At 63.9% G+C, this 13241-nt stretch carries 8 protein-coding genes and 1 rRNA gene; 5 read left to right on the forward strand and 4 right to left on the reverse strand.

The window, feature by feature from the left end:
* Window positions 1-569: 569 nt before the first annotated feature.
* A 16S ribosomal RNA gene (locus P12x_RS17360) occupies window positions 570-2078 on the reverse strand.
* Between the two features lie 710 nt (window positions 2079-2788).
* Here P12x_RS17360 and P12x_RS17365 point away from each other — a divergent pair.
* The 5 genes from P12x_RS17365 to P12x_RS17385 all read left to right on the forward strand — a co-directional run bounded on the left by P12x_RS17365 (window position 2789) and on the right by P12x_RS17385 (window position 8085).
* Entirely contained in the window at window positions 2789-3841 is a 1053-nt protein-coding gene (locus P12x_RS17365; protein ID WP_435005654.1) for a substrate-binding domain-containing protein, read from the forward strand.
* A 127-nt stretch (window positions 3842-3968) separates the two neighbouring features.
* Complete coding sequence (locus tag P12x_RS17370; protein ID WP_435005655.1) at window positions 3969-4520, forward strand: hypothetical protein; 552 nt, start codon at window positions 3969-3971, stop codon at window positions 4518-4520.
* Between the two features lie 80 nt (window positions 4521-4600).
* Window positions 4601-6088 (forward strand): sugar ABC transporter ATP-binding protein, encoded by a 1488-nt coding sequence (locus tag P12x_RS17375; RefSeq protein ID WP_435005657.1) that lies wholly within the window; start codon window positions 4601-4603, stop codon window positions 6086-6088.
* 644 nt (window positions 6089-6732) lie between these two features.
* On the forward strand, window positions 6733-6912 hold the full coding sequence (locus P12x_RS17380) for a hypothetical protein (protein ID WP_435005659.1): 180 nt from the start codon (window positions 6733-6735) through the stop codon (window positions 6910-6912).
* Window positions 6913-7014: 102 nt separating this feature from the next.
* Window positions 7015-8085, forward strand: a complete 1071-nt coding sequence (locus P12x_RS17385; RefSeq protein ID WP_435011682.1) for an ABC transporter permease — start codon at window positions 7015-7017, stop codon at window positions 8083-8085.
* 22 nt (window positions 8086-8107) lie between these two features.
* Here the strand turns inward: P12x_RS17385 and P12x_RS17390 are convergent, their stop codons facing one another.
* The 3 genes from P12x_RS17390 to P12x_RS17400 form a co-directional block, all read right to left on the reverse strand.
* Window positions 8108-9355, reverse strand: a complete 1248-nt coding sequence (locus tag P12x_RS17390) for a hypothetical protein (RefSeq protein ID WP_435005661.1) — start codon at window positions 9353-9355, stop codon at window positions 8108-8110.
* Window positions 9352-10653: a hypothetical protein gene (locus P12x_RS17395; RefSeq protein ID WP_435005662.1), complete on the reverse strand. Its 1302-nt coding sequence runs from the start codon at window positions 10651-10653 to the stop codon at window positions 9352-9354. Before P12x_RS17395 ends, P12x_RS17390 begins: the two co-directional genes overlap by 4 nt.
* Before the next feature lie 61 nt (window positions 10654-10714).
* Entirely contained in the window at window positions 10715-13231 is a 2517-nt protein-coding gene (locus P12x_RS17400) for a hypothetical protein (RefSeq protein ID WP_435005663.1), read from the reverse strand.
* Between the last annotated feature and the right edge of the window lie 10 nt (window positions 13232-13241).

The raw sequence follows: 13241 nt of genomic DNA on the forward strand, positions 1-13241 counted from the left end.
GCCCCATCTCGTGCTCCCGAAGGAAGACGATCCGCGACAGATCCCGACACGGCATGGACCATGATCCCATCATTTCGAGGCCCCGCGCGTCTCGCGACGCTCCATGCGGCCTCTTGAGTAACGACCCCTGGGAGAGCGGTTTAAACTCTCCCGAGATCCGTTAAGGTCCACGTTCGTTGATGAACTATGCCACTACCACACTTCGCATAAACTTGCTGCGTGTGTGACCAACAACCGAATTGTGAAAGAGCCACCGGGATCGAGATCCCGGCCTCGCTGGCCACCGGCCAGGGGGCGGGGCAGCACCAAAAGGCCTGCCACGCCCCGCGATCGGGGGCAATCGAGATGCGACGCCTGGCCAGGCAGGACAGGTCCTGCCCGACCAGAAGTCATGGTCGATCGTGCTGCGAACCAACGAATGAGAGTGATGAACCCCCGTGGGGAGCCGGCGTGTTCGCGGCCGACTTGATCCGGGCGGGGCCGATGTCACCTTCGCGTCCGGCACCCTCGCGTTACGGGAACTCGAGGGCGTGTACTCCGGGGCGGGTGAATTTCCAAGGTATCCTTAGAAAGGAGGTGATCCAACCGCAGGTTCCCCTACGGTTACCTTGTTACGACTTAGTCCCCATCACGGGTTTTATCTTCGGCGCCTGCCTTGCGGCTCCGGCGACTTCGGATACCCCCCGCTTTGGTGGCTTGACGGGCGGTGTGTACAAGGCTCAGGAACACATTCACCGCGGCATGCTGATCCGCGATTACTAGCGATTCCAGCTTCATGCGGGCGGGTTGCAGCCCGCAATCCGAACTGAGGGACGGTTTATGCGATTGGCTCGACCTTGCGGTTTGGCTTCGCTCTGTCCGCCCCATTGTAGTACGTGTGCAGCCCCAGGCATAAGGGCCATGAGGACTTGACGTCATCCCCGCCTTCCTCCGGCTTAACGCCGGCGGTCTGTCTAGAGTTCCCGGCTTTACCCGCTGGCAACTAGACACAGGGGTTGCGCTCGTTAGGGGACTTAACCCAACACCTCACGGCACGAGCTGACGACAGCCATGCAGCACCTGTGCACGTTGTACCTTGCGGCCTCGCCGACGTTTCCGCCGGCTAATCCGTGCATGTCAAGCCTGGGATAAGGTTCTGCGCGTAGCCTCGAATTAAGCCACATACTCCACCGCTTGTGTGAGCCCCCGTCAATTCCTTTGAGTTTCAGCCTTGCGACCATACTCCCCAGGCGGAACACTTCACGGTTTCCCTACGGCAGGGAGCCCATCGGCGAGCCCCCTACCCAGTGTTCATCGTTTACGGCCAGGACTACCGGGGTATCTAATCCCGTTCGCTCCCCTGGCTTTCGCGTCTCAGCGTCAGTAAGGGTCCAGGGCCTCGCTTTCGCCACGGGCGTTCCTTCCGATCTCAACGCATTTCACCGCTCCACCGGAAGTTCCAGACCCCCCTACCCCCCTCGAGACCGCCCGTATCGGTGCCCGTTCCCCGGTTGAGCCGGGGGATTTCAGCAGCCGACGCGGCGATCCGCCTACACGCGCTTTAAGCCCAGTGATTCCGAATAACGTTCGCACGGTTCGTCTTACCGCGGCTGCTGGCACGAACTTAGCCCGTGCTTCCTCCAGGGATCGGTCAAGGTTACCCCTTCCTCCCCCTCGACAGGAGTTTACAACCCGAAGGCCTTCATCCTCCACGCGGCGTCGCTCGGTCAGGCTTGCGCCCATTGCCGAAGATTCTCGACTGCAGCCTCCCGTAGGAGTCTGGGCAGTGTCTCAGTCCCAGTGTGCCGGGCCACGCTCGCACGCCCGGTAGGCATCGCAGCCTTGGTGGGCCGTCACCCCGCCAACAAGCTAATACCACGACGGCCCGTCCCGCGGCGATAAATCTTTGGTGAGGACCTGATGCCAGGTCCGCACATCGCTGGGAATTACCCGAAGTTTCCCTCGGCTATGCCCATCCGCGGGGTTGGTTACCGTCGCCTTACTCACCCTTGCGCCACTGGCCTTGCGGCCCGTCCGACTTGCATGCCTAATCCACGCCGCCAACGTTCATTCTGAGCCAGGATCAAACCCTTCGAGATTGGGGGAAGCACCGAGGTGCCACCCAACCCTCAAGTTTGAGGATTCTAGCTAACTAACTGGTCGCCGCGGAGTCATGTTCGAGGGGGTCACCCCCCTGCCCCACGCCCCGCGACAGCATGAACCGCCCGACCTGGCTCGTCGCGGATAAGGCGAGTATGCCAGGCATCGAGCCGCATCCACGCCGGCTCCCCTCAAGGGCTCATCATCCATCATTTGCGTGTACGCAGACGATCGACCGAATTGTCAAAGAGGACGCCGGGCCGCGACCCGACGCGATCGGCCGGAGCAGGCCACCCTTGGAAGGATGAAGCTCCGGCCGCTTGTTCCCATCCTACGCCCCGAAACGTGAAGAGGTTCGACAACCTCATCCCATTTCGTCGGCCTCAGGAGAAACCACCGCCCGGGTTAGTCGTCCGACGCGTTTCGCGTCGTCGTCATCCCCAGGCGACAGGAGTGATCTTACCGGGAAATCTCTTCGAGTCAAGGACCTCGTCCGTCTTTTCTCGGCAATTATCCGGAGACCGAAGGTTGTCATCGTGATTCAATTTATGCAAATGTCTGAGTATTCAGGGTGTATTTGTCGATCCGGATGGTCGTGCTCCCTCACGGGCCTCGACGCTGGCAACTGCTTGCTTCGAGGTGGTATCGAACTTAGGATGAGCTGACCAATTCAAATATTCCGCTTCTGATTATCGACGGAGATTCCCTCGTGGTCGCACGTTGCGCCTTACTCCTGTCCTGCGTGGCCTTGTCGGGCTCGATTGTCGCCGGATGTGGGGAAGCCACCGGCCCCGGGGGCGAAGCGACTACGCTTCCGACTCGTCCGGTTCAGTTCGTCGCTTTCGACGCGAGTTCTCGACTGTTGGAGGCCCTGGAAGCGGGTCAACTTCAGGGTACCGTGGTCCAGAACCCTTTCCAGATGGGGAATCTGGGCGTTCGGACGGTGGTCGACGTGCTTGAGAAGCGACCGGTCGAGTCCAAGGTGACTACGGGCGAGACCCTGGTCACGCCCGAGAACCTGAAGGATCCGGAGATCGAGTCGATCTTACATCCGCCCAAGGCGGATGGTCGTTCGGACACGGCAGCGAACGGGGTCAAGGGGAAGAAGTGGCGAGTGATGGTCATCCCCAAGGGGACGACCCACGAGTTCTGGCAGTCGGTTCATGCCGGGGCTTCGAAGGCGGCCGAAGAGTTGGGTGAAGTCGAGATCGTTTGGAACGGTCCGGCACGCGAGGACGATCGGTCCGAGCAGATCAAGCTGGTTCAGACCGCGGTGGCCTCGGGTGTCGACGGCATCGTCCTGGCTCCGCTGGACGCACGGGCCCTGGTCGAGCCGGTCGATCAGGCGATCGCCAAGGGAATCCCGGTCGTGATCATCGACTCGGCGCTCGACTCGGAGAAGGTTTCGAGCTTCGTGGCGACCGACAATTACCGAGGGGGAGCCCTGGCAGCCCGGCGTTTGGGGGAGCTGATCCATGGGGAGGGGAAGGTGATCCTCCTCCGCTATGCGGTGGGTTCGGCCAGCACGGATGAACGTGAGAAGGGATTCGTCGAGACGATGAAGCAGGAGTTTCCCAAGGTGGGTTTCCTGTCGGACGACCAGTATGCCGGGGCGACCTCGGATCTCGCCCAGCAGAAGTCGGAGAATCTCCTGACGCGGTTCCGTGGTCAGTTCGATGGCGTGTTCTGTCCCAACGAATCCAGCGCCGTGGGAATGCTTCGGGCACTTGAAAGAGCCGGTCTGCTGGCGAAGAAGCCCTGAGTAATCCCATCGTCTTTTACCCGATGGAAGATTCCCAGAGAGCCTGGAACAACTTCTCGGGAGCAGGGCGGTCGTCGCCCGAAGAGGAAACGGGTTCGGAGAAGGCCGAACGCACGAGGAATCCCGGATGACACGCTCGAATTGGCTCGGACTCATCGGCCTCTGTCTCGCAGCCCTTGCCTCTTCGGGTTGCGATCGGGCGGCGCCCGCCTCTGGGCCACAAGATCCCTCGGCTCAGGAACTCCTGGGTCGCATCGCCTCCCTGGAGCAACTCGTCCCCGATCAGGCGCACATCATGGCCGATGTGGGCTATCATTTCGGGAACCTATGGTTCGCCGGCCGGGCTGAGAACTGGCCACTCGCCGATTTCTACCTCTCCGAGACCAGAAGCCACCTACGCTGGGCCGTCCGCCGGATCCCCGTCCGCAAGGATAGCCAGGGTCGCGAGGTTCACCTGGGAAACATCCTCGAGGCCTTCGAGAATAGCCAACTCGCGCAGCTCAAAGGCACGATCGACAGGAAGGACAAGTTGGGGTTCGAGGCGATGTACAGGGAAAGCCTTACGATGTGTTATTCGTGCCACAAGGCTTCCGACAAGCCATACTTGAGGCCCCAGATCCCCGATGAGCCGGAGACGAGGGTCATCAACTTCGATCCGAAGGCCGATTGGCCGCGTTGAGAGCCGAACACGCTCGGTCGCGAGCCGGGTTGGTCGGCGAGGGTCGGGGGTCGGACAGTTGTGCGTGTGGGAGGTCGGTCTTGAGCAATCCCTTGCTGGCCATGCGAGACGTGGCCAAGAACTTCGGTGCGAGCCGGGCTCTGGATGGCGTTTCGCTCGAACTGGAAGCGGGCGAGGTTCTTGCACTCCTCGGCGAGAACGGGGCGGGTAAGAGCACCTTGATGAAGGTCCTCAGCGGTGCCTGCCGGCCCGATTCGGGGTCGATGACGATGGAAGGGCAGCCTTACGCCCCTCGTGGACCTCGTGACGCGCTCGAGCGGGGCGTGGCGATGATCTACCAGGAGTTGACGGTCGCCCCGGACTTGACGGTCGAGGCCAACGTCATGCTCGGTCAGGAGCTGACGAGTTTGGGGATGCTCCGACGATCCGAGCATCGCCGGATCGTCTCGGAGGCGCTCGCGACCCTCGGCCACCCGGACCTCGCTCTCGGGGCCAGGGCGGGAAGCCTGAGCGTTGGTGCCCAGCAGCTGATCGAGGTGGCGCGGGCTCTCGTTTCGAAGGCCCGGGTGATCGTGTTCGACGAGCCGACCAGCTCGCTGACAGAGCGCGACGCGACCCGACTCTTCGAGGTGATCGGCAGGCTTCGGGATCGCGGCCTGGCGATCGTTTATATCAGCCATTTCCTGGAGGAAGTCTACCGGGTCGCTCAGCGGTACGTGGTCCTCAGGGACGGGAGATCGGTCTCTTCGGGGCGACTGGAGGGAACTCCGATGTCGGCGATCATCGCCTCGATGGTCGGGCGTGAGCTGACCGAGCTCTTCCCCAAGATCGCGCGAGAACCGGGCGAGGTGGTGCTGGACCTCTCGGGAATCGCCGGGAAATTGTTGCCGAGGTTAGCCGACTTGCAGCTCCGTCGCGGCGAGGTCCTGGGAATCGCCGGACTGGTAGGGGCAGGCCGGACCGAACTCCTTCGGGTGATTTTCGGCCTCGACCCGGTGAGAAGCGGGGCGGTTCGGATTCATGGGACGATCGACATGCGTCCCTCGCCCCGTCGGAGGATCGCCCGTGGTTTGGGCCTGCTCAGCGAGGACCGGAAGGGGGAAGGGCTGGCCCTCGCGCGTTCGATCGAGGACAACCTGACCTATCCGGCCCTGGCTCGCCATGCCCGATGGGGTTGGCTCGACCGAAAAGGGCGACGGTCCGAGGCGGCTCGCTGGATGGAAACCCTCCGGGTCAAGGCGGCGGGGCCGAGCCAGGCGGTCGGTGCGCTCTCGGGCGGAAACCAGCAGAAGGTAGCCCTGGCTCGACTCCTCCACCAGGACGCCGATGTTCTCCTGCTGGACGAGCCAACCCGGGGGATTGACGTTGGCTCGAAGGCGGAAATCTACCGATTGATCGGCGAGCAGGCGGCCTCGGGCAAGGCGATCCTGATGGTCAGCTCCTATCTTCCGGAACTGATCGGGATCTGTGACCGGATTGCGGTCATGAGCCGTGGGGTCCTGAGCGAGGCGCGGCCGGTGGGTGAATGGACCGAGCACGCGATCATGGACCGAGCCACGGGCGGCTGACGTCCAACGTGCGCAAGTCGGGCGAGGTCTCGGAAGATTCGGATCTGCGGGCCATCCCGGTCGATGCTCCGAGAGTAACGGCGGGATGCAAAATCGAATCGGCCTGTGGGCAAGTCGACCGATCCGCGGCGGATTGCTCACCATCCTTGCCAGTTGTCCAAGACGGTCCTAGATAAAGAGTATCGGACCTCCAACGTTGGATGGGCCGTGGGGAAGTTTCGCGGGTAAGCGAACGGATCTGGTTGCGCGGACTGGTCTCTGGATCAGGCAACGCTGGATCGTGCGACATTCTGGCCAAGCAGTCAGTCCGACGATCGCGAAGCCAACCTGTTCCCAGGATACAACGCCCATACCCCGAGCCATCCTCGCTGCGATCGACGCCAAGATCGTCCGATTCTTGGTCGCTTCGAGTCAACCTCATCGCCTCTCCGCCGCGATACGAAGGGGAGCCTTCCTCCCGAGGATCGAGTGATGGTCGCCGGATCTTTCAACGATCATTGATGGCTCGGAGGTTGAGATTGCCCAGCAACAGGTCGGGAGATACACCGGATCGGCCCTCGAACCGTGACCCTCGCTCCGCATCGGGCTCGGGACGTTCTGGGAAACCTCGTCGGTGGGTGGTAGGAGGGGACCGGATCGAACTGGTGCGTGGAGGACGGGCCTGGACGGCTCGGGTTTTCCGAGGAGATTGGGACGGGCATTCGTTCGAACTCGGCGGGATTTTCCGGACCGAGGAAGAAGGCGTGGCTTGGTGTGAGAAGATGGCCAAGGTCCTGGCCCGCGACCGTCGGGATGACTCGGCCGATTCGTCCGACGGAGCTTGATCTCCCCACCTCGGTACGGCGAGCGCTTGTGCGAGCCGGGCTGGTCGGCGATGCTCGACATCCGAGATCGACCGGATGGCATCGAGGGGGATGGTCGTGAGCATGGATGAAGCGGAAGTTGGGGCGAAACCCAATGGAGTGCGACTCCGTGGGGCGCTGGGGTGGGCCTGGACGGTCTTCGGTCCGTTCCTGGGGCTGGTCCTGATCACGCTCCTCTTCGCCTGGCTGACCGGCGAGACGGGTTCGTTCCTGACCGCCTACAACTGGCGGACGATCGCGGTCCAGACGGTGATCGTGGGGACCGCCGCGCTGGGGATGACGGTGATCATGATCGCCGGTGGGATCGACCTCTCGGTCGGGTCGGCGGTGGCCCTGGTCACGGTCTCGGTCGCGATCCTGGTCCGCGACTATCACTGGCCGGTCCTCGGTGCCCTGGTCGCTGGGGTTGCACTCGGTGGTGGGTGCGGGCTCCTGAACGGCGGGTTGATCTCGGGCTTGCGCGTCGTGCCGTTCATCATCACCCTGGGGACCTTGAAGGTCTTCCGTGGCCTGGCCAAGTGGCTCTCGGATAGCACCCCGGTCTACATCCCGGGCGATTCGAAAAGGTGGTGGTTCCACCAGGTGATGGCCATCGACCGGCCCCCGGCGGCTTGGGCATCACGATGGTCGGCTGGGGTGGGTTCCCTGGTTCGAGACCTCACGATGCTGGCGCCGGGGGTCTGGTTGCTCCTGGGGCTGAGCCTGTTGGTGGCCCTGATGCTCCGGTCGAGCCTCCTGGGTCGATACGCCTTCGCGGTCGGCTCGAATGAGTCGACGGCCCGGCTATGCGGGCTCTCGGTCCCCCGGATCAAGCTGGCGGTCTACGGGCTGGCGGGCGTGCTGACCGGGCTAGCCGGCTGCCTTCAGTTCCTCTATCTGGACGGGACCGGCGACCCGACCACCGCCGACGGCCTGGAGCTCCAGGTGATCGCGGCCGTCGTGATCGGCGGGGGGAGTCTCTCCGGCGGCGAGGGGACGGTCCTGGGGACCTTGATCGGCTGCCTGATCATGTCGGTCCTGAACAACGGATGCGTCCACGCGGGGATCCCCAACGCCAGCCAGGACGTGATTATCGGGATCATCATCGTGGCCGCCGTGGCTCTCGACCGATTCCGTCGGCGATCGGCGGCTTGAGGGCTCGTCGGTCTTCGATTGATTACTTCGGCGCGAAATACCCTTCCGGGAGTTCCTTGAGATAGGGACCAACCAGTTCCTCGACCGTTTCGGGAGGCTGGCCGTGCTCGCGTTCGTGGAGCGCGTTGGCCAGCGTGAGCAACAGGTTGGCCTGGACCGATCGTTCTCGGGCCAGGGCCTTGTTGACGGCCCCCAGGGCCGGCATGCACATATCGGAGTAGATCGTCGTGGCCTGCCAGTGGGCGAGGTCCTCCGGGGACAGGACCCGGGCCGACGCCGGAGAATCCGGGCCGGTGACGTAGAGATTGGTGAGGAATGGGTTAGCCTGGCCCTGGGATGAACCATTGGGACCGCTGCCGGCCATCGGCGGCTTCTGCGATGCCGGCAGGTCGCAATAGGCCAGATTGTTGGCGATGATCAGGCGGAAGACGCGTCGGCTCCGCTCGGGCTCCTTGAGGATCAACCTCTTGAGCCGGAAGAGGGTTCGTTTGAGGGGAAGGTCCGAGCCTTCGGGGGCCGGACTGATGAACGAGGAGGGGTCTTCGAGCGTCGGGTCGGTGACCGAGTGGTCGAAGCCCAGGTACTCGCACTTGAGCAGGTCCGAGGCGGGTGGGGTCATGGCATCGATGGCGATGGCGGAGTCGAGGGCCATTCGGATTGTCGAGGTTCCCACCTCCGGCCGCGCGGCCAGGCTCGAAATCCGCTGACAGGCGATTCCGTGCATCGCGATTCCGATCAGTCGCTCGATGGCGGTCGCACGCTTGCCCGAGTGACGGCTCGATCTCAGTATCGCCAGATACCAACCCAACGCCTCCTCGTACTTCCCTTCTCCTTCGAGCCTGGTTCCCTCCAGGGTCGCAAGTCGGGTGAACGACCTCAGGGCCTGGGATACCGGCAGGAGGGTGGTGAATTTCAGCTCAAGGGGCAGGATATATAGCGCATCGGGGCGTTCGGTCCCCCTGCGCCAGATCTCCATCGCTTCATGATTATCGAACAGCCATTTCCGTTCCGCTTCCCCGGCCGCCTCCCAGTGCCCCTGGAGGTCCTGGGGCTCCCTGGTCAGCTTCTCGGCCGCCTGGCGATAGAGGACGTAGGCGTTGGTCTCGTCGGGAATCGGGCGGGAAAACGCCTCGACGTCGAAGGGGTCTCCGATATCGGGCAGGCCGTCCAGGCTGATCAACCGACCTCCGATCCAGGCCGAGAGCCCGGCCAGGGCCAGGGACGCCAGGACCAAAATGAGCCTCCGGTGGGGTCGCGAATCGGTGCTCAAGGCTGGGCCCTCGGTTCGGGAGTGTCGCCGGTCGAGGGGAGACCCTCGGGGAGTTCTATGAGATAAGGGCCGACCAGTTCCTCAAGCGTTTCTGGAGGATGGCCGTGCTCGCGCGCGAAAAGCTGATTTGCCAGCGTGAGCAGTAGTTGGGCCTGGGCCGATCGTTCTCGGGCGATGGCGGCGTCGAGGGAGTTGATCGACGGCAGGAGGTGTCGGGCATACAGGGACGACTGGAACCAGCTTGCTAATTCCTCGGGGGGCAATGCTCGGGCCGCGGAGGGTGCCGAGGCTCCGACCTCCCGGAGATCGAACAGCGTCTTGACTCTGGCGCCCATAACGGAATTCGGGACCGAGACGGCAATGGGAGGACGGTCCTTCGAGGGGAGATCCGCCCAGTTCAAAACGTTGGCGAGGATCAGCCGGAGGACCCGTCGGCTTCGTTCGGGCTCCTTCAGCAAGACGCGTTGCAGTTGGAATGCGTAGGGGATCTTCCCGATGGGGCTCGGGCGAGCGGCAGCGACAAGGTCCTCATCGATCAGGCATTTCACCATCAAGGTCGAGTCGTTCTCGGAGTTGGCGAATGAAATGTATTCGACCTTCCAATGGTCCGACGTCAGGCTCGTCAGCGAATCGTCGGCGATCGCGGCGTCGAGCGCCTTCCGAAGTAAGGCCGCATCGACCCTAGGGTCGGCCGCCCACTTCGAGAGTTGCCGGACGGCGATGGAATGGAAGGAGATCCCGACGAGCCGCTCGATCCACATCCCTCGTCGACCAACGTGCCGGCTCGACCGGAAGATGGCCCGGTGCCATCGCCAGGCCCCTTCCATGTCCCCCTCCGACTCCAGGCGAGAGCCCTCCAGTTGGGCTAGTCGGGGGAATTTCCGGAGTTCTTGCACGACCGGCAGGAGTGTGTCGAGTTTCATGGATCGAGGAGGGACGTACTGGGCCTCGGGCCGCTCGGTCCCTCGCCGCCAGACCTCCATCGCCGGGCGGTTCTCTTCTAACCACCGACGCGTGGCGTCGTCGGCCTTCGGCCAGTCGTAAGTCGATTCGGGATACTGCTGGGTGAGGAGAGTGACGGCTTCCTTGTACAGCACGTAAGCATTGTCGGCGTCTGCCACCTTCCGATCGGCGAAGGCCGCCACGTCGAAGGGGTCGCCCACGTCGGGCAGGCCATCGAGTGACGTGGTCCTCCAGGCGACATACATCGATAACCCGGCGATTCCCGAGGCGAGCAGGATCGGGAGCCATCGTGGGCGTGATCGGAGCCTTGAATCTCGGACAGTTTCCGTCGCCAAGGTCCGTCCCCCATCGCCCGAACACCAACGTCTATCGGCGGCGTCCCCGACATCCGTCAGATTATCGGGCCGAGGCGGGACGAGTCGAGGACAAACGTCGTAGAAGGCTTCCGGCCCGCAGTCCGAATGCGATCAGTAACGAGGCCGCCGTGATGGCCATGCCCGCGATGAGGCCGGGGGGGCGATAGGTCAGGATAATCTCGTGGCGGCCCGCTTCGGGCAGTGGAATGACCCTCTGGGCCCGGTTCCCTTTCAAGATCCGGGCGGGTACAGCATCGACTAGGGCGGACCAGCCGGGCATCCAGGTGTCGGCGATGACGAGGAGTCCGGGGGCCTCGGTCTGGACCCGGATGACGACCCGGTCTGGGTCATCCGAGGTCCACTCCGCAGGCATGAACGGTTGCCGGGGACCTTTTGCATCGCTCAGGGGATCGTCGGGCATCAGGACGGCCTGTCGGGGATCGACCCGGCGGAAGTGAGCGACGGTGGAGGCGTCGTCGGGGGTAAGTTCGGCCCGGGGGACGACGTAGGCCCGAGGTGTCGAGGTCGGATTCTTGAGGATGAAGTAGGGGCGTCCCTCACTCGAACCGGAGGCCAGGACCGGCCACGAACCTCCGGGGGTCCTGCGGTCGGAGACCAGGAGAGGGATGCTCATCCGATCAAGCACGGCCTTGCGGACCTCGCGTCGGAAGTTCGCGACGGCGCGGTCCATCGGGGCTCCTCGGTCATCCCGCTCGGGGGTGAAGAGTCGATAGAGGGGCTCGTAAAGCTCGGCGGCGTGCTGGATCTGGAACGAGTCGTTGACGTTCGCCTTGGCGAATCCATCACGACCGGACTGGACGTCGCTGTAAAGGTCGTCGACCGCCCGGATTCTCGGCGGTTCGAGCACGGGTGGCCGGTGGTCGTGGAGGGCCTGGCCGATCGGGTTCGGGCCGAGAAATCGGTCGGCGGGGCTGATCCGGATCAGGTCATGGCCATAGAGGGTCAACTCGATCAGGCCGATGCCTCCGAGGATCAGGGCAGCCTTCCGGCGACTGCTCGGATAGCACGCCGCCCATCCGACCGTGACGGTCGAGAACCCAAGAGCCCCCCAGAACACCGGATCGGTCGAGAGCCGGGCCAGTCCCAGGATCCAGCGGTTCAGCTCGGGGACCCGGCCGACGTTCGAGCCGGGTTGGACAAAAGACGTGTCGATCCAGCCCGAGCCGAATTTTCCGGCCAGGGTCATCGCAGTCAATCCGACGGCGATCGACAACCAGCGAAGGCCCAGCTTGCGCCATCGGAGATCGTCTCCCGATCGAGCCCGGAGCGAATCGACCCCCATCCCGGCGAGCATCGACAGTCCCAGGCTCGCGAGGAAGAGCGATCGGGCGGGGACCCGGAACCGATCCATCCCTGGTACGATATGATAGAAGAGGGGGAACAGGCCGAGCTTCCGACCCGACGCGAACAGGATGGCCCCGACCACCAGGATCAGCCATCCCCGGACGCCTCGACGGTCGAGCGACCAGGCCAGGCCGACGATCGACAGGATCCCGGGGACCAGGCCAATCGACAGGAGCGCCTCCCAGTAATTCTCGTGACCGAAGTATTCCGACGGCCCGCCCAATGCCCGGGGGCTGAGGAGCTGGAGCAGATTGGCGACTTCCAGGTGGTATTGTCCGGCCAGGTGAATCGGCAGTCGAGTCCCTCGGAGTGCCCACGCCTGGGCCTTCTCGTCGGGGATCAGTTCGATCGCCATCAGGCCAGCCGCCAGGATCAAGGCCCTGGCCCAGGCCGACCAGAATTTAATGCCCGAACGTCCCCGTCCCGAGCCGATGGCGACGAGCCCATCGAAACTCGCCCAGAGCCCGAGTGCGATCAGGAGGAAAGCTCCTTCCTGGGGGTGGCCCGTCAAAAAGCAAGCGGAGAGGATCGCGGCCAGCCACGCCGCCGCCTTTTCGGGGTCTCCCTCCCGGCGAGGAAAAGACTCCGAGGAATCAAGCAGTCCCCGACCGAAACCGGGCGCGACGTCGGAAAGGAACGATCGACGGAGTCGGATCGCCGCCTCGAACGCCCAGGGATACCAGGACGCCCCCCAGACGTGCGGATAGTGCCCCTCGAACGCCTGAGCTATGACGTAAGGCGAGAGTTGGACGCACCCCGCCGCCATCAGGCTCCCCGCTTCGCCCATCCCGACCGTCCGGGCCAGTCGATACGCCCCCAGGCTCGACCAGAGCAGGTGTCCGACCGTGATCCACCCGAGCGCCGAGGGCCATCCCGTCCCCCAGGCAAGCCAGGCGGGAGGATAGAAGAGGCTGGCCTGCGGGTTGCCGACCATCGGACGACCGCCGAAACCCCGATCGTCCCAGAGCGGAGGATGCCCGGTCCGGGCGATCTGGCGGGCGATTCCCAGGTGATGCGGCAGGAAGAGCCGCGTCAGGTCGTTGCCGGTGGAAAGATCGGATCGAGGGCGGGCGTGATCGATGCTGGGATGATCGGCGTCGACGATCAGGGAGGCAGGCTCGGCGACGAGCCGTGAGAAGCAGGCCAGGAGGATCCCGACCAGTGTCAGGCCAATAGCGACTCGGCGGTTCATGGTCGTCCCG

It is taken from the genome of Tundrisphaera lichenicola (genome assembly GCF_051175385.1).
Classification (GTDB): domain Bacteria; phylum Planctomycetota; class Planctomycetia; order Isosphaerales; family Isosphaeraceae; genus Tundrisphaera; species Tundrisphaera lichenicola.

Excerpts from the sequence above, each read along its gene's own strand:
- P12x_RS17370 (WP_435005655.1), top strand. The coding sequence starts at position 3,969 with ATGACACGCTCGAATTGGCTCGGACTCATCGGCCTCTGTCTCGCAGCC.
- P12x_RS17385 (WP_435011682.1), top strand. The coding sequence starts at position 7,015 with ATGGATGAAGCGGAAGTTGGGGCGAAACCCAATGGAGTGCGACTCCGT.
- P12x_RS17400 (WP_435005663.1), bottom strand. The coding sequence starts at position 13,231 with ATGAACCGCCGAGTCGCTATTGGCCTGACACTGGTCGGGATCCTCCTG.